Origin of the sequence: Prevotella sp. C561, assembly GCF_000224595.1 — a bacterium.
In the GTDB taxonomy this organism is placed as follows: Bacteria; Bacteroidota; Bacteroidia; order Bacteroidales; family Bacteroidaceae; genus Prevotella; species Prevotella jejuni.
Genome location: NZ_JH114151.1, coordinates 7,904 through 32,058 on the forward strand (window position 1 = coordinate 7,904; position 24,155 = coordinate 32,058).

General features: G+C 41.5%; 19 protein-coding genes. 14 read left to right on the plus strand and 5 right to left on the minus strand.

What is annotated here, in order from left to right; genetic code table 11:
- Positions 1-988: 988 nt before the first annotated feature.
- On the minus strand, positions 989-1,756 hold the full coding sequence (locus tag HMPREF0666_RS12095) for an ABC transporter ATP-binding protein (RefSeq protein ID WP_042856343.1): 768 nt from the start codon (positions 1,754-1,756) through the stop codon (positions 989-991).
- 146 nt (positions 1,757-1,902) lie between these two features.
- Positions 1,903-2,649 carry an ABC transporter permease gene (locus HMPREF0666_RS12100; protein WP_009012652.1) on the minus strand — a complete coding sequence of 249 codons (747 nt, stop codon included), beginning with the start codon at positions 2,647-2,649 and terminating at the stop codon, positions 1,903-1,905.
- A gap of 187 nt (positions 2,650-2,836) precedes the next feature.
- Here HMPREF0666_RS12100 and HMPREF0666_RS12105 point away from each other — a divergent pair, with 187 nt between their 5' ends.
- The 8 genes from HMPREF0666_RS12105 (at position 2,837) to HMPREF0666_RS12140 (ending at position 12,215) form a co-directional block, all read left to right on the plus strand.
- Positions 2,837-3,946 carry a transposase gene (locus HMPREF0666_RS12105; protein WP_009012653.1) on the plus strand — a complete coding sequence of 370 codons (1,110 nt, stop codon included), beginning with the start codon at positions 2,837-2,839 and terminating at the stop codon, positions 3,944-3,946.
- Positions 3,947-4,122: 176 nt separating this feature from the next.
- Positions 4,123-4,950 carry an LPS export ABC transporter ATP-binding protein gene (lptB, locus tag HMPREF0666_RS12110; RefSeq protein WP_009012654.1) on the plus strand — a complete coding sequence of 276 codons (828 nt, stop codon included), beginning with the start codon at positions 4,123-4,125 and terminating at the stop codon, positions 4,948-4,950.
- A gap of 438 nt (positions 4,951-5,388) precedes the next feature.
- Complete coding sequence (tig, locus tag HMPREF0666_RS12115; RefSeq protein WP_009012655.1) at positions 5,389-6,753, plus strand: trigger factor; 1,365 nt, start codon at positions 5,389-5,391, stop codon at positions 6,751-6,753.
- Positions 6,754-6,931: 178 nt separating this feature from the next.
- Entirely contained in the window at positions 6,932-7,624 is a 693-nt protein-coding gene (gene clpP, locus HMPREF0666_RS12120) for an ATP-dependent Clp endopeptidase proteolytic subunit ClpP (protein WP_009012656.1), read from the plus strand.
- Between the two features lie 9 nt (positions 7,625-7,633).
- Positions 7,634-8,872 carry an ATP-dependent Clp protease ATP-binding subunit ClpX gene (gene clpX / locus HMPREF0666_RS12125; RefSeq protein ID WP_009012657.1) on the plus strand — a complete coding sequence of 413 codons (1,239 nt, stop codon included), beginning with the start codon at positions 7,634-7,636 and terminating at the stop codon, positions 8,870-8,872.
- Between the two features lie 100 nt (positions 8,873-8,972).
- Entirely contained in the window at positions 8,973-11,156 is a 2,184-nt protein-coding gene (gene recQ / locus HMPREF0666_RS12130; protein ID WP_009012658.1) for a DNA helicase RecQ, read from the plus strand.
- Positions 11,157-11,557: 401 nt separating this feature from the next.
- A complete protein-coding gene (locus HMPREF0666_RS12135) occupies positions 11,558-11,917 on the plus strand; it encodes a type II toxin-antitoxin system RelE/ParE family toxin (protein ID WP_042856344.1) in 360 nt (119 codons plus the stop codon).
- Positions 11,904-12,215: a helix-turn-helix domain-containing protein gene (locus HMPREF0666_RS12140; RefSeq protein ID WP_009012660.1), complete on the plus strand. Its 312-nt coding sequence runs from the start codon at positions 11,904-11,906 to the stop codon at positions 12,213-12,215. The genes HMPREF0666_RS12135 and HMPREF0666_RS12140 overlap by 14 nt, the downstream gene beginning before the upstream one ends.
- Positions 12,216-12,481: 266 nt before the next feature.
- On the opposite strand, the gene HMPREF0666_RS12145 is transcribed toward HMPREF0666_RS12140, so the two are convergent.
- Positions 12,482-12,970, minus strand: coding sequence for a Dps family protein (locus HMPREF0666_RS12145; RefSeq protein WP_009012661.1), 489 nt, complete (start codon positions 12,968-12,970; stop codon positions 12,482-12,484).
- A gap of 293 nt (positions 12,971-13,263) precedes the next feature.
- Positions 13,264-13,752, minus strand: coding sequence for a Dps family protein (locus HMPREF0666_RS12150; protein WP_009012663.1), 489 nt, complete (start codon positions 13,750-13,752; stop codon positions 13,264-13,266).
- 331 nt (positions 13,753-14,083) lie between these two features.
- Between HMPREF0666_RS12150 and guaB the strand changes: the two genes are divergently transcribed.
- The 6 genes from guaB (at position 14,084) to mutL (ending at position 22,675) form a co-directional block, all read left to right on the plus strand.
- Positions 14,084-15,568, plus strand: a complete 1,485-nt coding sequence (guaB, locus tag HMPREF0666_RS12155) for an IMP dehydrogenase (protein ID WP_009012664.1) — start codon at positions 14,084-14,086, stop codon at positions 15,566-15,568.
- Between the two features lie 74 nt (positions 15,569-15,642).
- Positions 15,643-17,067 carry a peptidylprolyl isomerase gene (locus HMPREF0666_RS12160; protein ID WP_009012665.1) on the plus strand — a complete coding sequence of 475 codons (1,425 nt, stop codon included), beginning with the start codon at positions 15,643-15,645 and terminating at the stop codon, positions 17,065-17,067.
- A 17-nt stretch (positions 17,068-17,084) separates the two neighbouring features.
- Positions 17,085-18,530 (plus strand): peptidylprolyl isomerase, encoded by a 1,446-nt coding sequence (locus HMPREF0666_RS12165; protein ID WP_009012666.1) that lies wholly within the window; start codon positions 17,085-17,087, stop codon positions 18,528-18,530.
- Between the two features lie 53 nt (positions 18,531-18,583).
- Positions 18,584-20,458, plus strand: a complete 1,875-nt coding sequence (locus HMPREF0666_RS12170; protein WP_009012667.1) for an OstA-like protein — start codon at positions 18,584-18,586, stop codon at positions 20,456-20,458.
- A gap of 28 nt (positions 20,459-20,486) precedes the next feature.
- Positions 20,487-20,777: a hypothetical protein gene (locus HMPREF0666_RS12175; protein ID WP_009012668.1), complete on the plus strand. Its 291-nt coding sequence runs from the start codon at positions 20,487-20,489 to the stop codon at positions 20,775-20,777.
- A gap of 8 nt (positions 20,778-20,785) precedes the next feature.
- Positions 20,786-22,675, plus strand: a complete 1,890-nt coding sequence (gene mutL, locus HMPREF0666_RS12180; RefSeq protein ID WP_009012669.1) for a DNA mismatch repair endonuclease MutL — start codon at positions 20,786-20,788, stop codon at positions 22,673-22,675.
- Between the two features lie 858 nt (positions 22,676-23,533).
- Here mutL and HMPREF0666_RS12185 read toward each other — a convergent pair.
- Positions 23,534-24,154 (minus strand): hypothetical protein, encoded by a 621-nt coding sequence (locus HMPREF0666_RS12185; protein ID WP_009012670.1) that lies wholly within the window; start codon positions 24,152-24,154, stop codon positions 23,534-23,536.
- Position 24,155 lies beyond the last annotated feature (1 nt).

The following is a 24,155-nucleotide window of genomic DNA, read 5'->3' on the forward strand; positions in this document are numbered from 1 at the left end:
AAAACAGGTTCTTCCGTTAAATGTGTGGACGCTTTTCGTAGTGCTTTAACGTAAGAGCCAAAGTTACTCATTAAACAAAAATATGGCTGAGACAGTCAACTATCTATCCTCTTTTCATCCTCTTTCATTGAAAATCTTTTCGTTTTAAGACTTCGAAAATCTGCAGACAAGAGTTTGAAAAATCATTACATAATTTCAAAGAAAACACCTATAACTAACGGCAAAAATACACACATGAAGCAGGTTTGCAATCAACAGGATATCAATTAGTTACCAGGTATAAAGTAAAAGGTGCTTAGTTGGGCTTCAAAAGGGCGTTAGCAAGGGTCTTAAAGAGCATCTTTTGCAAGCCAAAAGGGCGTCTTTTAGAAGCCAAAAGAGCATGTATTGGGTTTGAGCTGTACAAAAATAGTTTACAAACATGATTTAATAAAGGAATAAGCAGGTTATAGATGCCAGATAGGCATCACACCTAATTACATTTATCATATAGTTTACCCCCCCTTATAAAACAATCTTATTGGAGGTAAGCTTACCATGTATGTGGATTAATCTCATTCTATTAACAATCTACACATTTAACAGAAGAACCACAAAACAGCATTGGCAAGCTTATAGAACTTGGAGAATAGAAAGCGTAGATAGTAAGTAGTATATAATAGCACTATATACTATAAAAGTTTATTTTTCGTTTCCTGTCATTTTTAACACTTCTCGTAGGAGTCTGTTATAGAGTGGTTTATGAGCGAGCATGGCATGACAGATATGACAGGAAAATTGATTTAGGGATTTTGTTCAGTCGTATTAATCGAAGGATTAAGCCCGACAAATTAGTCTTTGATAGCCAACACGTGTAGTTGTTGATGGTTAACACCAATCGTACTATGGGTAAGTATTAATTAAGCTATAGGATAAGTCATCAATAGCTATGGTTTAGGATTGCCTCCAACAACCCAAAACCATAAACTTTATGACAAACTGATATCCTCTATTCTTCCTCAGATAGCTCCACATTCTTTACCTTTTTAAATAGGTCAGAAGCAAAGACGAGGTCGTTAAGTTTCTCGTTCTTGGATGTGATAACCGATTCTTTATCACCTTGCCATTCTTTTCTACCATCAGCAATGAACACGATATTCTCACCAATACCCATTACAGAGTTCATATCATGAGTGTTGATAATAGTTGTCATGTTAAACTCACGTGTGATACTCGTGAGTAATTGGTCGATAACAAGTGATGTCTTTGGATCCAATCCAGAGTTTGGTTCATCACAGAAGAGATACTTTGGATTCATGACAATAGCTCTGGCAATAGCGACACGCTTCTGCATACCACCTGAAATCTCACCAGGGAATTTCTCTTCGGCCCCTGTTAAGTTTACACGGTCGAGGCATTCCATAGCCCTTTTATCGCGTTCTTGCGCAGTCATATCTGAGAACATATCCAATGGAAAACGTACGTTTTCCAGTACGGTGAGCGAGTCGAAGAGTGCAGCTCCTTGGAAAATCATACCCATCTCACGTCTCATAAGAATCTGTTCCTTCTTTGACATGTTGACAAAGTTACGTCCGTCATAAAGCACTTCACCCTTAGTAGGCTCAATCAGTCCTGTGAGTGAACGCATTAGTACGGTTTTTCCCGCACCACTCTGTCCGATGATGAGATTTGTTTTTCCGTCTTCAAAAACGATATTAATGTCCTTCAGCACTTCCTTGTCGCCGAATGATTTGAATAGATGTTTTACTTCAATCATAGAGCCTCCCCCGACCCCTCCGAAGGGAGGGGAGCCCAATCTGCTTACTTGTGGGGGAAGATGGGCTTATTAATTAGTTAGTATTAACTTTCAGGAGTTGATTTGTTCTCTCTAATCTCCCCTCCTTTGGAGGGGTTGGGGGAGGTTTAACTCAACATCTGTGTGAGGAAAACGTCACTGAAGAGAATCAAGACGCTTGAGCAAACTACTGCATCCGTAGATGCCTTACCAACTTCAACACTTCCTCCCTTCACCGTGTAGCCCATAAATGACGAAACACTTGAGATGATAAAGGCAAAGAAGAATCCCTTGATGATACTCATCCACATAAACCATGGGTTGAAATCATGTTGAAGACCAGCAGTCAGGTCTACTGGTGTGATGATATGTGCGAGGTAAGCCGTGGCGTATGCGCCGATGATACCCGTTGCCGCAGAGAAGATAACAAGGAATGGCATGATTGTGATAAGACCTAATATCTTTGGCAAGATGAGGTAGCTGGCAGAGTTGATACCCATAATCTCCAATGCATCAATCTGCTGTGTTACACGCATGGTACCTAACTCTGAAGCAATGTTTGAGCCTACCTTACCCGATAGAATCAGACACATAATACTGCTGGAGAACTCCAAAAGCATAATCTCTCTCGTCACATAACCAGAAACCCAATGTGGCATCCAAGGACTTTGCACGTTGAGTTTAATCTGTATACATATAACTGCACCTATAAAGAAAGAGATGAGAAGGACGATACCTATTGAGTCTACGCCCAACTGAGACATCTCTTTAACATATCTTTTTAGGAACATTCGCATTCGTTCGGGACTACTGAATGAGCGTCCCATCAACATAAGATAATTACCGAATGTGTTCAGCCACTTGAATAAAAGCATGTTCTTTCTGTTTGATGTTCAAAGTGCAAATTTAACCAAAATATCGTAGAAATAGAAAAGAAAGACATTATTTAATAGTCATGAAGGCTACTTTCGCTTTTTGTAAATAGTATCTTTGCCACTTTTGTATAGCTCTTTTAGGATTATATTTGTATCTTTGTGCGTGACAAACTATGGGTTTAAAGCTATGAAAAGTAATCCTGCAATATATGTGGAAGGGGTAGGCTGGCGTCGTGAGCGTGTGGCGTCGCTGCTACGGAGGCTTAAAGGGCATGACTATCAAGGGCGGTGTATCTATATGATAACGCTCTGTACGGAAGGAAGGCAGCCATTGTTGGGTAGGCTTATGCGAAGGACAGCAGCTGTAGCATCCGCCTACATAGAGCCAACAGAGCTGGGGAGTGAGGTCGAGCGTTGTTGGAGAGAGATTCCTAAGCATTATTCAGAGGTGAGTGTGCTTGCCTTTCAGGTTATGCCGGACCATATACACGGCATCCTCTTTGTGACACATGAGATGGCTGTACACTTGGGGAAGGTTATTAATGGGTTCAAGGTAGGCTGTAATCGGGCGTATCGGCGGTTGGTGTTGGGGAGTTCTGAGGCAATGCCTCAGAAGCAGGAACAGGAGGATAAAGGCGGAGATGGAGCTAAGCAGGGGAGCTGCAAGCATCCAGAGCATGGCATGCTCTTTGCACTGGGCTATCATGACAGCGTGCTAAGAGGGAAGGGACAGCTGGAGAATATGTTCAGATATATTGCTGATAACCCACGACGGCTGGCGATGAAGCGGGATAATCCGCAACTCTTTCGTGTCGTGAATAGTCTGAAAGTAGGTGATAGAACTTTCTCTGCTATAGGAAATCAGTGGTTACTGGAGCACCCAATAAGACTGCAGGTACGTTGTCATAATAATAAGACACCAGAGAATCTGCGCCTTATAGCCTTGCAAAAGGAATACTTCCTTGCGCGAGGACGAGAGGGAGGGGTACTTGTTAGTCCCTGTATATCGGCTGGGGAAAAAGAAATAGCACGTGCAGCATTGGAGGAGAAACTCCCGCTTATAGTCTTGTTAGAAAACGGTTTTCCACCTCTCTATAAACCTCCTGGGCAGTACTTTGATGCTTGTTGTGAAGGGCGACTCCTTATGTTAGCTCCATGGGCATATCATCACGAACGTAGTACCATTTCGCGTGAGCAGTGTCAAGCCCTTAATTCAATGTCGGCAGCACTTAGCAATGAAGCGTGGACGACGGCATTCGAGCAGGAATTGTTAGGATATACTTCTGGAGAAGAATAGGGAATAGCCACCAAGCAATCATGGCAGAGAACCTCCGTGAGAACGTCTTTTAATAGAAGTGTAGACACGTAGCTATAGATTTATCTGTATTGTTCTTTTGTTTCTTTTCACGTCTTTATGATTGCTATCTGCTTTTTATTTCGTAATTTTGCACCAATTGCTTAAAAGAGAAAACTATGTCAGAGTCAGATAATATTGTTGTACGCCCAGAAGGCGAGGGGAGCATTCTTCGTACGGAGAAGCTGGTGAAGCGATATGGAAAGCGAACAGTAGCCAATGGTGTGAGCATCAATGTGAAACAAGGAGAGATTGTTGGGTTGCTCGGACCAAATGGTGCGGGAAAGACTACATCGTTTTATATGACGACAGGTCTGGTTGTTCCTAATGAAGGACACGTTTACATTGACGATCAAGAGATTACGAATTTCCCTGTTTATAAGCGTGCACGTGCTGGTATAGGCTATCTTCCTCAAGAGGCGAGTGTCTTTCGTAAGATGAGTGTGGAAGATAATATCATGAGCGTATTAGAGATGACAAAGCTTTCTAAGCAAGAACGCATCGACAAGATGGAAAGTCTTATCCGTGAGTTCCGATTGGAGAAGGTGCGTAAGAACCTTGGTGACCGTCTTTCTGGTGGTGAGCGTCGTCGCTGCGAGATAGCCCGCTGTCTGGCCATCGACCCAAAGTTTATCATGCTTGATGAGCCTTTTGCGGGTGTCGACCCTATCGCCGTTGAGGATATCCAGCATATTGTTTGGCGTTTGAAATTCCGTAATATCGGCATCCTCATCACCGACCATAATGTACATGAGACGCTGAATATTACCGATCGCGCCTATCTTCTCTTCGAAGGTCGCATCCTCTTTAAGGGAACTCCGGAGGAGTTGGCCGCTAATAAGATAGTAAAAGAGAAATACCTCGGTACTGACTTCATTCTACAGAAGAAAGACTTCCAGTTGCTCGACCAGCGTAAACGGGCGCAGGAAGAGGCTAATGAGAGGTAAAAACAGGGACTATCCCTCTCTTTACAGGCGTCTTATTTGAGGTAGCATATCAGCTTTATCGAATTATTTTCATGAAAAAAATATTTTTTTTCACGACAAGAAATATTTTTCTTCATGACAATAATTATTTTTTTCATGAAAATAATTCGCAACCAGATTTATTCTTGGAAAAGAAAGGGTCTCGAAAGATAGGCAGCTGACAGCAAGATTCGATATAAAAGTTCGTTAGAAGGGGGCATAATCATAAGGAGATAGCACCCGATATAGGCTGCTGTAGTAGCTTATCTTGGTTAAAAAAACAAATTTCCCCTTATATATTATAAGGTTATGCGAATTTTTAAGTATCTTTGCATTTCAAAGTCTATAAGGGATAAGTGTGTCCTCTTGTAAACACATGCTTTTGATAAATAATAATAAACATAAATATAAACATCAAAGATGAAAATTTCATTTGAGAATGCCGACAAAGTGAATGGCTTGATGACCATCACTGTTGAGGAAGCTGATTACAAGGATGAGGTAGAGAAAACCCTCAAGGATTATCGCAAGCGTGCCAATGTTCCTGGTTTCCGTCAGGGCCAGGTGCCTATGGGACTGATTAAGCGTCAGTACGGCCCACAGGTGAAGATGGAAGCTATTAATAAGATTCTTGGTGAGAACCTACAGAAATACATCACTGATAACAAGATTCAGATGTTGGGTCAGCCAATGGGTTCTGAGTCACAGGAAGCTGTTGACTTGGAGAAACCAGCACCTTACGTGTTCAAGTTTGATATAGCTGTAGCACCAGAGTTCAAGATTGAATTGAACGGTAAGAACAAGATTGACTTCTACGAGATAGCTGTTGATGACAAGTTGATCGACCAGCAAGTAGAGATGTTCCAGAGCCGTGCAGGTCACTATGACAAGGCAGAGAGCTTCGATCCAGAGCAGCGTGATTTGCTGAAGGGTGACCTTCGTGAGTTGGATGAGAATGGAAACACACTCGAAGGTGGTATCACTGTTGAGGGTGCATCATTGATGCCACAGTATATCAAAGTTGAGGATCAGAAGAAACTCTTCGATGGTGCTAAGCTCGGTGATATCATCACCTTTAACCCAACAGCAGCTTATCCAGATAATGAAATAGAGGTTTCTTCACTCTTGAAGATAAAGAAAGAGGAGGTAGCCGAGCATAAGGGTAACTTCTCTTATCAGATAACAGAAATCTCACGCTTCGTTAAGGCCGAGAATAATGAGGACCTTTGGAAGAATGTATATGGTGAGGATGCTGACATCAAGACGGAGGCTGATTTCCGTAACAAGATTGCTGAAGGCTTGAAAGAGCAGTTGAAGGGCGACTCTGACTATAAGTTTATTCAAGATCTTCGCGCATACTGCGAGAAGAAGGTTGGTGAATTAACTTTCCCAGATGCTATCTTGAAGCGCATTATGTTGGCTAACAACCAAGATAAGGGTGAGGAGTTTGTAGAGAAGAACTATGCACAGAGCATCAAAGAGTTGACATGGCACTTGATTAAGGAGCAGTTGGCTAATGATCATGATATCAAGGTTAATGATGATGACGTTCGTGAGAGCGCTCGTCAGATGGCACGTGCACAGTTCGCTCAGTACGGTATGACCAATGTACCAGAGGACTATCTGAATGGTTATGCAGACGAGCTATTGAAGAAGCGTGAGAACATTGACAACTTCGTAGAGGCAGCACTCGATCGCAAACTCGCAGCAGTAATCAAAGACGTAGTAAAGTTGAATGTTAAGACAGTAAGTCTTGAAGAGTTCAATAAACTTGTAAGCGAGTAACATTTTTAGCAAAAATCTTCCTTTATATAGAGGGGTTATCGATTTTTTTGCTTATCTTTGCTTTAGATATACAAGCCCTTGTCGCATGGAGTGGCATAATGTTTGTATTGATGGCAATGGTAAGAGAGGTCGATAACCTCTATTTTTGTCATAATAAAAATATATAGAAAGGAAAACAATGAACGATTTTAGAAAGTTTGCCACAGGGCATCTTGGGATGAATGGTATGGTGCTTGACGACGTTATGCGTGCACAGGCGCAGTATCTCAATCCATATATTCTTGAAGAGCGGCAGCTGAATGTAACGCAGATGGACGTTTTCTCTCGTCTTATGATGGAGCGTATCATCTTCCTTGGAACTCAGGTTGATGACTATTCAGCTAATACTATCCAGGCACAGTTGCTCTATTTGGATTCTGTTGACCCTGGTAAGGATATCTCAATTTATATCAACTCTCCTGGCGGAAGCGTTACTGCAGGTTTAGGTATCTATGATACCATGCAGTTTATATCCAGTGATGTAGCAACGTTGTGTACTGGTATGGCCGCATCTATGGCTGCCGTCCTGCTTGTTGCAGGTAAGGAAGGTAAGCGATCAGCGCTGAAACATAGCCGAGTAATGATTCATCAGCCATTAGGAGGCGTACAAGGTCAAGCTTCGGATATTGAGATTGAGGCACGAGAGATACAGAAGTTCAAGAAAGAACTTTATACAATCATCAGCGAACACTCCCATCAACCATTTGAGAAGGTGTGGAATGACAGTGATCGTAACTACTGGATGACTTCGGAAGAAGCCAAGGCCTATGGTATGATTGATGAGGTTCTTATGAGAAAATCAGTAAGTAACACTTCGGAAGAAGCAAAGTAAAGGATAAGAATGCCCCAAAAGAAATGTAGTTTTTGTGGTCGTAGTGAGAAGGATGTAAAACTTCTTATCACAGGCTTGAATGGCTATATCTGTGAGGATTGTGCACAGCAAGCCTACAATATCGTCATGGAGACTGGTGCTTTGGCACAGGGAAAGAATGGCGAAGGCGAGGCTTTCAAGCTCAAGAAAGTTCCTAAACCGAGAGAGATTAAGAAATATCTTGATGAATATATAATCGGTCAGGACGAGGCGAAACGCTATCTTTCTGTGGCTGTTTATAACCATTATAAACGTTTACAGCAGCCTAAGGACGATGATGGTGTGGAGATAGAGAAGAGTAATATCATCATGGTTGGCTCTACAGGTACGGGTAAGACTTTGCTCGCTCGTACCATTGCTAAGCTCCTTGATGTTCCTTTCACGATAGTTGATGCAACGGTATTTACGGAGGCTGGATACGTAGGTGAGGATGTGGAAAGTATCCTCTCACGTCTCTTGCAGGTGGCAAACTTTGATGTTGCTGCTGCCGAACGTGGTATTGTCTTCATTGATGAGATTGATAAGATAGCACGTAAAAGCGATAACCCAAGCATTACACGTGATGTAAGTGGTGAGGGTGTGCAGCAGGGTTTGTTGAAACTCTTGGAGGGAACAATGGTTAACGTACCACCAAAGGGTGGTCGTAAACATCCTGATCAGGATTATATACACGTTGATACTCGTAACATCCTTTTCATTTGTGGTGGTGCCTTCGATGGTATAGAACGTAAGATTGCACAACGAATGAATACCCATACGGTTGGATATAACTCTGTACAGAACGTTGCAAAGATTGATAAGAATGATTTGATGAAGTATGTTCTTCCTCAAGACTTGAAATCTTTCGGTCTTATTCCAGAGATTATAGGACGTCTGCCAGTGCTCACCTATCTCAATCCGTTGGATAGAAAGGCGTTACGGAGGATACTTGTTGAACCGAAGAACTCTATTGTAAAACAGTATATCAAGCTGTTTGACATGGATGGTATCAAACTGACTTTCACTGAGGCAGCACTTGATTACATCGTAGACAAGGGCGTTGAGTATAAACTTGGAGCTCGTGGTTTGCGTTCAATAGTTGAGGCTGTGATGATGGATGCTATGTTTGATGTACCATCACGACGTATTAAATCATTTGAGGTGACGGAAGAGTATGTGCGTCAACAACTTGATAAGGCTCATATTCAGAAGTCGGATACTGCCTCATAAACCTATATATACAGCCTGCCGATGTGAAGAACTATTCACATCCGTGGGCTGTGTTATTTCTACAGAACCGTAAAGTATAGAAATATACCCAGCTATTAACATGACACAAGAAGTCAATCTTACCGAAAAACTAAAACATTATTTTGGCTTTGACAAGTTCAAAGGCGACCAAGAAGCTATTATCCGTAATCTTCTTGATGGGAAGGATACTTTCGTGCTAATGCCTACCGGTGGTGGCAAAAGCCTTTGTTATCAACTCCCTTCATTGATTATGGAAGGCACAGCTATTGTTGTTTCTCCGCTTATTGCATTAATGAAAAATCAAGTAGATGTCATTAATGGAATCAGTGAAGAGGATGGTATAGCTCATTATCTCAATTCTTCTCTAAAGAAAGGGGAGATAGACCAGGTCAGAGCAGACATTGTCTCTGGTCGAACAAAACTACTCTATGTTGCTCCTGAATCACTGAATAAAGAGGAGAATGTGGAGTTCTTAAAGTCGGTAAAGATAAGTTTCTACGCTATTGATGAGGCACATTGTATCTCCGAATGGGGCCATGATTTTCGCCCAGAGTATCGTAAGATACGTTGTGCAATTGAGTCGATTGGGACAGCTCCAGTCATCGCTCTTACTGCTACAGCTACTGATAAGGTACGTACAGATATCGTACGTAGCTTAGGTATTGAGGATTGTGCAGAGTTTAAGAGTTCGTTCAATCGACCAAACCTCTATTATGAAGTGCGGCCAAAGAAGAGTGATGATGATACGAATAAACAAATCATTAAGTTTATAAAGCAGCATGCTGGTAAGAGTGGAATTATCTATTGTCTTTCTCGTAAGAAGGTAGAAGAGTTGGCTGCCATCCTTAAAGCTAATGATATTAAGGCAGCACCTTATCATGCAGGGCTTGACTCTGAGACACGTTCTAAGGCTCAAGACGACTTTCTTATGGAAGAGTTGGATATTATTGTAGCCACGATTGCTTTTGGAATGGGTATCGATAAGCCTGATGTTCGCTTCGTTATACATTATGATATACCGAAGAGTCTGGAGGGTTACTACCAAGAAACAGGACGCGCAGGACGTGATGGTGAGGAAGGTATATGTATTGTTTTCTATTCTAAGAAAGACCTCAATAAACTTGAAAAGTTTATGGAGGGGAAACCTATAGCCGAACAGGACATAGGGCGTCAACTGTTGCAAGAAACAGAGGCATACGCAGAGTCGTCTGTATGTCGCCGTAAAATGCTCTTACATTACTTTGGTGAAGACTATCCAAAGTGTAACTGCTCTATGTGTGATAACTGTTTGCATCCTAAGACAAAGATTGAGGCTGAGAAGCAGCTACTTATTGTTCTACAGGCTGTGAAGACCTTAAAAGAGAATTTCCGACAGGAGTATGTTATTGACTTTGTGCGTGGTAGGGCTACAGACGACCAGAAAGATCATAAGCACGATGAGTTAGATGACTTCGGTGCAGGCGAAGGCGAAGACCCAAAGATATGGAATCCTGTTATACGTCAGGCTCTTTTAGCGGGTTATCTGAAGAAGGATGTAGAGAACTATGGGTTGCTGAAACTAACAGCAGCTGGTAAGCGTTTCTTGAAGTCACCAGAGTCATTTATGATTGTTATGGATACCGAGTTTAAGGATGATGACGATGACGATGAACCAATTGTAAGTTCGGCAGTCCTTGATCCAGAACTTTTCTCCATGCTGAAGAAGCTCCGTAAGGATATTGCACATAAGTTGGAGATACCGCCTTATGTTATCTTCCAAGATGTCTCTTTGGAGCAGATGGCGATGATGTATCCTATCAATGAGCAGGAATTACAGAATATCCAAGGCGTAGGAGCTGGGAAAGCAAAACGCTATGGGAAGGAGTTCTGTGAGCTAATTAAGCATCATTGTGAGGAAAACAACATAGAACGTCCAGAGGAATTACGTGTCAGGACGGTGGCAAAGAAGTCAATGCAGAAGGTGAAGATCATCCAAAGTATCGACCGACAGTTGCCGCTTGATGATATTGCGTCTGCTGAGGGACTTGATTTCGATGACCTGCTGACAAAGATTGAAGAGATTGTTTATAGTGGTACAAAACTTAACATCGATTACTTCCTTGAGGATGTCTATGATGAAGACCAGATAGATGATATCTATGATTATTTCATGGATAGTGAGACTGACAGTCTTAATGCTGCAATGGAAGAACTTGATGGTGACTACAGCGAAGAGGAGATACGCCTCGTACGCATTAAGTTCTTGTCAGAGATGGCTAATTAATTCTCACTGTCAGAGTGATGATATTATATTTATCCGTAGGCACTCACAGCGCGTACCCTTCCCATCGTTAACTTTTCTTTGCTACGATGAAACGAGTTGTGTGTGCCTATTTCCTTTAATACATACGAATCTTGAGTGCCCTTTTACCCTCTGAAAATCTAATATAAAGCTGAACCTTTCTCCCCTTAAAAGTAAGTGTTAATATCCTTTATAAGTCTTAATAAAGTAATTAAACCCTTCCATTTATTTGGATATATGTAATCTACTTGTTAGTCATGCTTAAATGTATTTGAGCTTCTCTTGCCTTAAATTTAGGTCTCAGAATCCTTTGTAAATATTGATGAAGTAATTTATTTGTTCCTTTTATTTGGATATATGTAATCTATTTGTTACTTTTGCCTATGAAAGTAAATCGTGATATAAGGATGACAGGGGAATTTGTAACGTTCCTGAACTCCTTAGAACCCAAAGTGAGAAAGAAGTATCTCTATGTGATGCAAATTCTGAAGACGGAGCTTGTTATCAGTGAGAAGTTTATAAAACACTTAGAGAATACAGAATTGTATGAGATGAGAGTGTCCCTTTCATCAAATGAATACAGGACTATTATATTCTCAATTGATGCTGTAAACATAATATCTTCGTCTAAAGTACTTTTGTTGAACTCTTTTCTAAAGAAGGATACAAAGCAGTATAGAAGTGGGATTAGTAGGGCAATGAAATTATTAGAAGACTGGAGAACAGCGTATGAAGAAGATTAATGAAGTAAAGTGGAGAGGGTTACAGTCGTTTGATGATATTCTCAATAACGAAGTTGGACCAGAGAACTCTCCCGAACGTGAGGCGTTCGAGGCACGTGCGAAAGCTTATTACTATGCTGAACTACTGAAAGAACAACGTAAGCAACAGAAGATGACACAGCAGCAGTTGGCAGATAAGATAGGTAAGAAGCGAGAGTATATCTCTAATATCGAGCGTGGAAACAGTGATATGCAGCTATCTACTTTTATGCAGATTGCGAATGCTTTAGGACTTCGTTTTGCACTTGTTGTTGGTTAGTTACATCACTGAAAGATGTCTATTATGATTTATCTTCATGAGAAGAAATATTTTTTTTCATGAAGATAAATCTTTCTTTTCATGAGAATAATTTCTTCTTTTCATGAGAAGAAATAAAGAAAGAGGCTGAATCAGAAAGTTGACGATGGCTAATGGTGAGGATAATAAGTATAGTTAATCCTGCAATAGAGCCTTCTAATCAATGCACATGACGTGCACTTTAACTTATGATTCAGTCTCTTGGCAATATATTATAATCTGATGAATTACTCAGCGCAGCTCTGTGAGCTAACAGCAACGAGCATCCAAACAGTCTTCTCCTGCTGAACGAGGAAGTCATTCATCAATGAAACTGTAGTGTCATCGTGTGCCTCTGTAGCAAGGTCGATGATTCTACGCTCACGAGCAATCAGTGTCTTGTAGTAATCTAAGAGCAAGTCAACAGCCTCTTTGCTGCAGCTAACAACGCCAGCCTCTTTGATTTCAGCAACTTCCAGATAAGCACTGAAGCGGCTTTCAGGATTGCTGCCCAACTGAAGGATACGCTCAGCAACCTCGTCAACCTTCTCTGCTGCATCGTTGTAAAGCTCCTCATACTTGCTATGCATTACAAAGAATCCATGTCCTTTTACGTCCCAGTGGAAACCACGGAGGTTAGCATAAAACACTTGGAGGTCGGCCAGTAAGAGTGATAGATCTACTACTACGTGCTGTACTTTCTTCTCATCTAATCCTAATACTTCTAATCTTTTCATCTTGAAATACGTTTTAAGTTAATGTTTTAAGATCTCGATAACAAAGACAGTTGTTGGTTTTTATAAAGCAAGGGATTATGACTATCTTTTATAATATTTTATATATTAACTTCTGTTTTGTATTGATAATCAGTCTTGTCTCTGTTCTTTATCAGTCTTATGCCTATTTGGAATGTCCTCAAATGGATATACTGACCACAACTAACCCTGTTAAGGAGTGGTAGAGACTGAGACAATGAAATGTATTCATGCTTGTTCCCAGTCTCTTGTTTATATGTGATAATGTTTTTGTATTATTCTGCGCAATTCTGTGAACTAACGGCAACAAGCATCCAAACAGTCTTCTCCTGCTCTTTGAGGAAATCGCTTACCAGTGAAACAGTTGTGTCATCGTGTGCGTCAGAAGCAACCTCGATGATTCTACGCTCACGTGCAATCAGTGTCTTGTAGTAACCCAAGAGCAAGTCAACAGCCTCTTTGCTACAGCTAACGACACCAGCTTCTTTAATCTCAGCTGATTGCAGATATGCACTGAAACGGCTCTCTGGATTGCTACCTAACTGAAGGATACGCTCAGCAACCTCGTCAACCTTCTCTGCTGCATCGTTGTAAAGTTCCTCATACTTACTGTGCATTACAAAGAACCCATGTCCCTTCACGTTCCAATGGAAACCACGGAGATTGCTATAGAACACCTGAAGGTCGGCCAACAAAACTGATAGTTCGTTTACTATGTTCTCTACTTTCTTTTCGTTTAATCCTAATACTTCTAATCTTTTCATCTTGAATATATTTTTAAGTTGTTGTTTCTTGTTTACGAGTGCAAAGTTAGTGAGTTTGTTATTCTACCACAACAGATATTATCTATACGGTCATTGATTTAATCTATAATATACTTATATGTGCTGATAATAAGTTAGTTATAAGCAATTAAGAAGGTTAAAGAGTATGTGAATAATTGTATGTGTGAAGGAGTCGATAGTCGAAAAGTAGGGAAGACGGTAAAGGGAAATATTAAATACTTTTAATAAGGTGTGAGAAAAAACGGAAAAAACCAGTCTGTTTGATATTTAATTGCTAAATTTGCATGCAATAAATTTCTAAAATACAATTATGTCATCATTTGTTGCAGACAAAATCACAATGGACGGCTTAACCTACGATGACGTCCTTTTAATTCCGGCTTATTCAGAAGTACTGCCCAAAGAGGTGGTGTTGAAAACCAAGTTTTCACGTAACATTGATCTTAACGTACCTTTCGTCACAGCAGCGATGGACACCGTTACGGAGAGTTCTATGGCGATTGCGATAGCACGTGAGGGAGGTATCGGTGTGATTCACAAGAATATGAGCATTGAAGACCAGGCTCGTCATGTGGCTATTGTGAAACGTGCAGAGAATGGTATGATTTATGATCCTGTGACTATTCGTAAGGGTCGTACGGTGAAGGATGCACTTCAGATGATGGCAGACTACCATATTGGTGGTATCCCTGTCGTTGATGAGGATAACCATCTTGTGGGTATTGTTACTAATCGCGACCTCCGTTTCGAGCGTCATCTGGATAAACTTATTGATGACGTGATGACGAAAGAGAATCTCGTTACGACACATCAAAAGACTGATCTCACAGCAGCAGCACATATTCTTCAAGAAAATAAGATTGAGAAGTTGCCTGTTGTCGATCGTGACAACCGCCTTATTGGTCTGATTACCTATAAGGATATCACAAAGGCTAAGGATAAGCCAATGGCTTGCAAAGACGAGAAGGGACGTCTGCGTGTTGCTGCAGGTGTCGGTGTCACAGCTGATACGATGGAGCGCGCACAAGCACTTGTAGCTGCAGGTGTAGATGCAATCGTAATTGATACAGCACATGGTCACTCTGCTGGTGTTATCGGAAAGTTGCATGACGTGAAGGCTGCTTTCCCTAACCTTGATGTTGTAGTAGGTAATATAGCAACAGGTGAGGCTGCTAAGTTCTTGGTAGACAATGGAGCTGATGCCGTTAAAGTTGGTATAGGACCAGGTTCTATCTGTACAACACGTGTCGTAGCAGGTGTTGGTGTACCACAGTTGAGTGCTATTTATGATGTTTATACGGCTTTAGAGGGAACGGGAGTACCATTGATTGCAGATGGCGGATTGCGTTATTCTGGCGATGTCGTTAAGGCATTGGCAGCAGGTGGTAGCAGTGTGATGGTAGGATCATTGGTTGCTGGTACGGAAGAGTCACCTGGTGACACCATTATCTTTAATGGACGTAAGTTTAAGAGTTATCGTGGTATGGGTTCATTGGAGGCAATGGAACAGAAGAATGGCTCACGTGACCGTTATTTCCAGAATGATGTTGGTGATGTGAAGAAGCTCGTTCCAGAGGGTATCGCTGGTCGTGTTCCTTATAAGGGAACTGTCCAAGAAGTTATCTATCAGCTTGTCGGTGGTCTTCGTTCAGGTATGGGCTATTGTGGTGCAGCATCTATAGCAGACTTACATAACGCAAAGTTCACACGTATCACTAATGCTGGTGTGATGGAGAGTCATCCTCATGACATTACCATTACCAGTGAGGCACCGAACTATTCACGTCCAGAATAATAGTAAAAGACGAAAAATATTCACCCTCTTCCCTGTCTTTCAGGGGAGAGGGTCCCTGCGTTAAAATAATAACAATGAAATTCAAAGCGATTTTGTCAGTAGTATTGCTCTCCACGACAATGGCATACGGACAAACTGACCCAACAATAATGACTATCAACGGCAAGCCTGTGAGCCGTTCGGAATTTGAGTATTCATATAATAAGAATAATGCTGATGGAGTGATTGATAAGAAGAGTGTAGATGAGTATGTTAATCTCTTTATCAATTACAAATTGAAGGTACAGGCTGCGCTTGATGCACACCTTGATACACTCAGCTCTTTTAAGAAAGAGTTCTTAAGTTATCGTGACCAGCAGGTGCGCCCAACCTTTATTACAGATGCTGATGTTGAGGCTGAAGGACATAAATTGTATCGTGAAGCAAAGCAGCAAGTAGAAGCTAATGGAGGTATGTGGCATTGCGCACATATCCTTATCGGGATGTTACAGAGTGCTGATAAGGAAGAGGCTGAGACAGTGAAGCAGTTGGCTGACTCTATCTATACAGCCATTCGTGGTGGTGCTGATTTTGCAGAACTGGCAAAGAAATATTCTACAGATGTTAATTCTGCCAAGAATGGTGGTGAGTTACTACATCTTCAGAAAGGTCAGACTGTGCCAGAGTTTGAGAAGGCGCTGTTTGCTTTGAAGCCAGGAGAGATAAGTGCTCCTGTTCTTTCTCCTTTTGGTTATCACATCATCAAGATGATAGGTCGCGAGGAATTCCCAAGTTATGAGACACTACATCCTGATATCATGCGCTATATTGAGATGCAGGGATTGCGTGACCAAATAATCGAACAGAAGCTTGATTCACTTGTGGAGAGTGAAGGGAAGGGAGCTACACAAGAAGAAATTCTTGCAAAGAAGCTTTCTTCGTTAGAGAAGGAAGATGTAAATCTCAAGAATCTTATCCGTGAGTATTATGACGGTCTACTGATGATAGAGATGAGTAATCGTACCGTTTGGGATAAAGCGTCCAAGGATGAGAAGGCGTTGGAAGCTTATTTCCTTAAGCATAAGAAACAATATAAATGGACAGAGCCACGTTTTAAGGGTATAGCCTATCATGTAAAGAAGAAGGAAGATGTGGAAGCTGTGAAGGCGTGCGTTAAGGATGTGCCTTTCAATCAATGGGCAGAGAAACTACGTGATAAGTTCAATGCAGATAACACAATTCGTATCCGTGTAGAAAAGGGAATCTTTCGAAAGGGCGATAATGCATTGGTAGATCGTGACGTCTTTGGTGAGAAGACAACTGTGAAACCTGTTGCTGGATATCCTATAGACGCCGTTTATGGTAAGAAGATAAAAGCACCAGAGAGCATGGATGATGTGCGTGACCTCGTTGTATCAAATTATCAAGAGGAACTTGAGAAGGCGTGGGTAGAGTCATTGCGCAAGAGATATAAGGTAGTTGTTGATAAGAATGTTCTTTCAACAGTCAATAAGCATTAAGATAATACAGCATTTCAATGAAGATAAATAAAGGAAAAACAATTGTTCTATTCGTAGGAACAGTTCTCACGGCAATGGGGCTGCATGCTGGTGCATTCCGTCCCAGCGGTCAACCTATTGCTCTGTCAGACTCAATGAAGGCCGATACAGCAGCGGTAGACAAACCGAATAGTGTTGTTGACGAGGTTATCTGGGTAGTAGGTGATGAACCTATCTTGAAGTCAGAAGTAGAGATAATGAAGCTTCAGAGTGAGGCTGAAGGAGTGAAATGGGATGGTGATCCTGAGTGTATTCTGCCTGAACAGATTGCAGTTCAGAAATTATTCCTTCACCAAGCGGCTATCGATAGTGTTGAAGTCTCTGAGTCGGAGATTGCACAGGGTGTTGATCAACAGATTAACTATTGGATTTCTTTGCCACAGATAGGTTCTAAGGAGAAGCTTGAGCAGTTCCAAAACAAGAGTATGACGCAGATCCGACAGGACCTACATGACGACTATAAAAACCGTCTGCTTGTACAGAAGATGCAAGAGAAGTTGGTAAGTGATGTGAAGGTTTCGCCTGCTGAAGTACGCGAGTACTTTAAGAAACTCCCCGTTGATAGTATTCCTATGATTCCAACAACGGTTGAGGTAGAAATCCTTACACAGACTCCAAAGGTTGAGCCTGAGGAGGTTAATCGTATTAAGAACTTACTACGTGACTATACAGACCGAGTGACAAAGGGTGAGACTTCTTTTGCTACCTTGGCTCGTCTTTACTCAGAAGACCCAGGCTCTGCTCGTCAAGGTGGTGAGTTAGGCTATATGGGACGTGGTGTACTTGATCCAGCGTTTGCTGCTGCAGCTTTTAATCTGACGGATCCAAAGAAGGTGTCAAAGGTTGTGGAGAGCGAGTTCGGTTACCATATCATTCAGCTGATAGACCGTCGAGGTGATAAGGTGAACGTTCGTCATATCCTTTTGAAGCCGAATGTGTCAATTGCTTCTATCGATGCTGCTAAGGAGCGATTAGATTCGATAGGTAAGGATATTCAAAAGGGTAAGTTTACATTTGAGGATGCAACGGCTTATCTCTCTGATGATAAGGACACGAAGAATAACCATGGATTGATGGTTAACTCTCAAGAGAATACTCGTACATCACGTTTTAAGATGAAGGATCTTCCGACAGAGGTGGCTCGTGTTGTTGATACGATGAAGGTTGGGGAGATTTCTGTACCTTTCCAGATGACCAATGCACGTGGTAAAGTCGTTTGTGCAATCGTGAAGTTGAAGGAACGTATACCAGAGCATAGAGCAACAATCACAGAAGACTTCCAAGCAATGCGTGATATCGTCACGGCAAAACGCAGAAAGGAAATTCTGCACGATTGGGTTGTGAAGAAAGTAAAAGAGACATACGTGCGGATTAATCCTCGGTATAAGAGTTGTAATTTCCAATACGAAGGTTGGCTTAAATGACAATAAACAGCAAGTATAAAGATACATTTTGCGGGCATAGAATCTTGTTAATTATGATTCTATGCCTGTTTGGCCTATGGCAAACTCAATCACTCTGGGCACAGAAAGTGACGGAGAAGAAGGGAGATAAGTTCTATATTGACCATGCTGATAATTTGCGTCATAATCAAATGGAGATGCCTGACGTTATGATTGCTAAGGGTGGAGTAAGTTTCCGTTATAAGGGAATGACGCTTAAGTGTGATAGTGCTTATTTCAATGAGAAGGCAAATTGGTTTAAGGCTTTCAGTCGTGTGCATATCACTCGACCTGGTGGTGTGATGCTTGATTGCCAACGCTTACATTATGATGGCTTTGGACAGATGGTACATGCACGTGGTAAGGTGGTTGTTAGAGAGCCTGGGCGGTCGCTTCGTTGTGACAGTTTGGACTATAACACTGCTTCAAAGGTGGCCAATTACTTCGGTGGACGTGGTACATTGGTTTATAATGGTAACACAGTTGTTGCCGATCAAGGTGATTACAATACGGAAACGCATGATGCCAACTTCTTTGGTAACGTTGTGATGTTTACGCCTAAGTATCGTATCACAACCCCAGAGGCGCATGGTAACACGGAGACGGGACTTGTCCACGTTATCGGTAAGTCTGTTATCAAGACTGCCAAGGGCGAAGTTGTGCATACTAATGATGGTACTTATAATAGCAAGACCGACCACATGGAACTAAATGGCCGCTCAACAATCACTTCTCCTAAGCAGGATGTTGAGGGTGATAACATTATTTATAATAGTACGACGGGTGATGCAGAAGGCCATGGGAATGTGAAGATTGTTGATAAAGCAAACAATCGTACCATCATTGGTCAAGACGTTTTCTATAATGAAAAGACTGGACACAGTAATGCACGTGGCAATGTAAAGATTGATGATCGTAAGGCGCAACGTGTTATTACTGGCGATGAGGTGACATATAATGCTAAAACTGGGTACAGTGAAGGGCATGGCAATGTAAAGATTGTTGATAAACTGAAGCAACGCACTGTCACTGGTCGCGACCTTAGTTATAATAGTAACACACATGAAGGAACGGGCGAAGGTAATGTCTATTATATTGATTATAAAGGTAAGCATGCTTTCTATGGCGATTACCTACATTATACCGACTCTGCTGCGATTGCTTTCGGAGGTAGTCCTGGTCCTGTTGCTAAGGATTTCTCTCAGGGTGACACCCTCTTTGTTCATGCGGATACAATCAGTATGAAGGGTTTTCACATGAACACACCACAAATGTATCGTGAGATCTATGGTGTGAATAATGTGCGTGCTTATCGTACCGATGTGCAGGCTGTATGTGGATTTGTTATAGCTAACTCTAAAGACTCCTGCATGACGATGTATGATTATCCTATTGTGTGGAGTGGAACACGTCAGTTAGTGGGTGATTCGATAAGGGCTTATATGAATGATTCTACTATTCGTCAGGCCTTTGTCTATGGTAATGCTTTCTCCATAGAAAAACTACCAGGAGGTAAATATTTCAACCAGATATCTTCTAAGGATATGCGGGCAGACTTTGTGAAAGGTGTTGTTCGGCGTGTAGACGCTTGGGGTAATGTGGAAGTTATCTATTATCATACGGATAAAGATAGTACGCTGATAGGACATGATTATACCGAAACAGATACGTTACGGATGTTTATCTCACCTGAGCGAAGACTTCAAAAGATATGGATGCCAAAAGCGAATGGTGTCATTAGTCCGATGACACAGATACCTCCCGACAAGCTGAAACTACCACACTTTGAACTGTTTGATGAGGTACGTCCTAAGGATAAGAATGATATCTTCCGTCGTGCAGCACGTAAAACAAGTGCTACCGTACGTAATGCGAGGGTGTCTCTGCCACCTCGTCAGCATATAGAATGACGAAGTTTTACTTAAAGTTCATAATAAGATGCTTTTCTTTCAATCATCACGTCCGCGTCGTTTTCATCATGAATATATGTTTGTTGACGAGCGAAAAGAATTGCTAAACGATATAGAGCAGCGTGCACGCTGTGAGGTGGATGGGAAGGAGGTATCCGAACGTCAGTATCGAGAGGAGTTACAGCGCAAGTTAGGCGATTCCTTGAAGCCACAGGTGTTGCGTCATCGACATAATCGCTTTACAGCCATGTGGGTATCGTTGATTCTTTCGGCGGGTGTTATCGCCCTTCTTATCTTATTTTTATTTATAGCTTTATAGGATTATTCATGAGTGATATTATACAACTTCTCCCAGACAGTGTAGCCAATCAGATAGCTGCTGGCGAGGTTATCCAGCGTCCAGCTTCTGTTATTAAGGAGTTGGTGGAGAATGCCATTGATGCTGGAGCAACGCACATTGATGTGTTGGTCGTTGATGCTGGTCGCACTTCTATTCAGGTTATCGATGATGGGAAAGGTATGTCGGAGACGGATGCACGCCTTTCTTTTGAACGGCATGCCACGTCTAAAATACGTAAGGCTGACGACCTCTTCTCTCTTCGTACGATGGGGTTTCGTGGGGAGGCATTGGCTTCTATTGCCGCAGTGGCTCAGGTTGAATTGAAGACACGTATGGCGAGTGAGGATTTGGGTACACATCTCTCTATTGCAGGAAGTCGTTTTACTGGGCAGGAACCTTGTTCTTGTCCTGTGGGAAGTAATTTCTTGGTAGAAAACCTCTTCTTCAACGTACCAGCTCGTCGTAAGTTCTTGAAGTCGAATACTACTGAACTTAATAATATCATCACAGCCTTTGAGCGTATCGTATTGGTCTATCCACAGATATCTTTCACACTTCACAGTAATGGGACAGAGCTTTTTAACCTCCGTTCTTGTAGCTATCGCCAACGTATTGTTGAGGTGTTTGGTAAACGACTCAATCAAGATCTGCTACCGATAGACGTTGATACAACTCTTTGTCATATCCACGGCTTTGTAGGTAAACCAGAGGCTGCAAGGAAGAAGGCACCCCATCAGTATTTCTTCGTCAATGAGCGCTATATGAAACATCCTTATTTCCATAAGGCTGTTCTTACGGCATTCGACCGACTCATTCCTCAAGGCGAGCAGATCCCTTATTTCCTTTATTTCGATGTGCCAGCTGAGAATATTGATGTGAATATCCATCCTACTAAGACAGAGATTAAGTTTGAGAACGAGCAAGCTATTTGGCAGATTCTGCTTGCAGCTGTTAAGGAAGCGGTAGGGCGTTTTAATGATATCCCTGCTATTGACTTTGATACAGAGGGGAAACCAGATATTCCTGTGTTTAATCCTAATACTGGTACGGCTGCACCAAAGATTGACTTTAATCCTAATTATAATCCTTTCAAGCAATGTTCTTCTGTAAAGACTCCGGCTCCTGATGGATGGGAAGAACTCTATACAGACTTGGGTTCTGGTGGTGAGATCCGTCAGTCTAAGCTCTTTGATCAGAATGAAGATGAGATGATTACCAGTAGCTTGGGTACTGGAACGAATGCTGTGGAGGAGGGTTCTATTATTCCTTCTGCTGTCACACAGCCTGTTGAAGAGTCTTTTATAGAAGACAAGGCGCCATTGCATTATCAGTATAAGGGGTGTTATATCATGACAGCTGTGAAGTCGGGACTGATGATTATCGATCAGCATCGTGCACATATCCGTATCCTTTATGAGGAGTATTTACGTCGACAGTCCGAACATAAAGTACATTCTCAGAAGGTATTGTTCCCTGAGATGGTTCAGTTCACTGTGTCCGACCAAGTTGTTCTCGACCAAATCCTACCAGAGATGGCTGAGATGGGCTTCCAACTTGATAGCCTTGGTGGAGGGAGTTATGCTGTCAATGGTGTCCCTGCTGGTATCGAAGGGTTGAATGTTGTGACACTTATCAGTGATATGGTGGCCTCAGCAATGGAAAGTGGAGCAAGTGCTAAGGAAGAAATAGACCAGTCCTTAGCATTAAGCCTTGCTCGTAATGCGGCTATTCCACAAGGTCAGGTGTTGAGTGGCCTTGAGATGGATAATCTTGTCAACGAACTCTTTGCGTGTAGTAATGTCAACTACACTCCTTCTGGAGAGCCTGTGATTGCGATCATGAAACAGCAAGATATAGAGCATCTCTTTCATAGTTAATTGTCTCTTTTATGACAGTTTGTTATATAAGCCTTATTAGCGCTAATTGGCCTAATAGGGCTTATAGTTTATTAATATCCTTCTGAGTTAATGTTCGATAATGTCTCTAAAGTATGTAGATTACCCTATTATAAGTTTTCTTTTTAGTTGCTGTCATTTTTAATATTTCGGGCAATCGTACTGTAAACAAGTTAGTTAGATGATGAATTCTAATGACAGTAATGACAGCAAAATCGATACGCACCAGAAAAGCAGATGAGCTCTCACCCCAATCTTCTTCTCTAAACTGGCATTTACTGCCCGAAGGAGAGTGACGATTGCTATACCTCTATAAGGTGGATGGAAAAAGGAGGGTCTTCAGAATTTTAGTGTGATAATGATCCGCCTAAACTTAGGTTTCTGACGAAATATCACACAGTGCAATGGAGAGTATGGAGGGTTATGAAACAAAGCAACGGTAGTTACGGAGACTCCGTCGGTGTGGGGAGCGACAGCGGTAGTTTGCCAGTTTATTAGAAACTCTATACCCAAAGCAGTTTTCTCAGAATTAATCAGGAATCTGTACGCTACACCTTTGTCGCTCTTTGTGCCATCGGCAGCTCTGTGGCGTTGCCTTTACCTTCGTCCCTTCTTTCCCTCCGTATGCCTTATTATATGAGAGTTTTAGTTATCACTATATATCGGAAGACCTAAATATATTGATAAGGAAACACAACAAAGGAAAACCGACTACGGTACCTAAGATTTGACCTAATGTTACCATTGGTATATACTTGAAGATATTTTTCATAACTGATACGCTTGGACTTTTACTCTTCCCTACTTGCTGACACTATTATTACTCATTGCGGTATAACCTTACTCTTTACTCTTGAATCGTCTTTCAAACTCCTCCTTTGGCATCTTATACTTCAAATAGTTAATGACATTGTTCCGATAGAAATTATCCATAAAGACAGAATCAGTATCCTTGCCACTAAACCATATCGGTTCACTAACACCTACAGCTTTCAGTACAGGTACTGGATTATCCTTGGTCCCATACTCGGGATTATTCATATCGTCACGATTGACTGTAAGGTAAAGTTCTTTATCTCCATAACTTCCATTAACATCCTTGAATGCTATAATGTTCATATACTTTTTATACTCCTTACAATAGAAAGAAGTATAATCAGCACTTGGGTTATTAAAATAATTACGGGAGTCATTGGTCGTATCAAATCTTTCATATAGAGGATACTTTTCTCTATCAACATTATGTAAATATAGTTTAGAATCCGCATTAGGCATAGATACTTTTATAATATAGCTATTATCTTTATATTGCTTATAGAACATAGCAGTATTTTTATTATACTTCTCTTTATAATAAAATTTATCTATTAGATTTGATACCATCGGTACTACAAAAGCTGAACCTATAAGACTTCCTATCAGCACCCAAGGGAAAAAACCTGCATATTTCAATAATTTCATT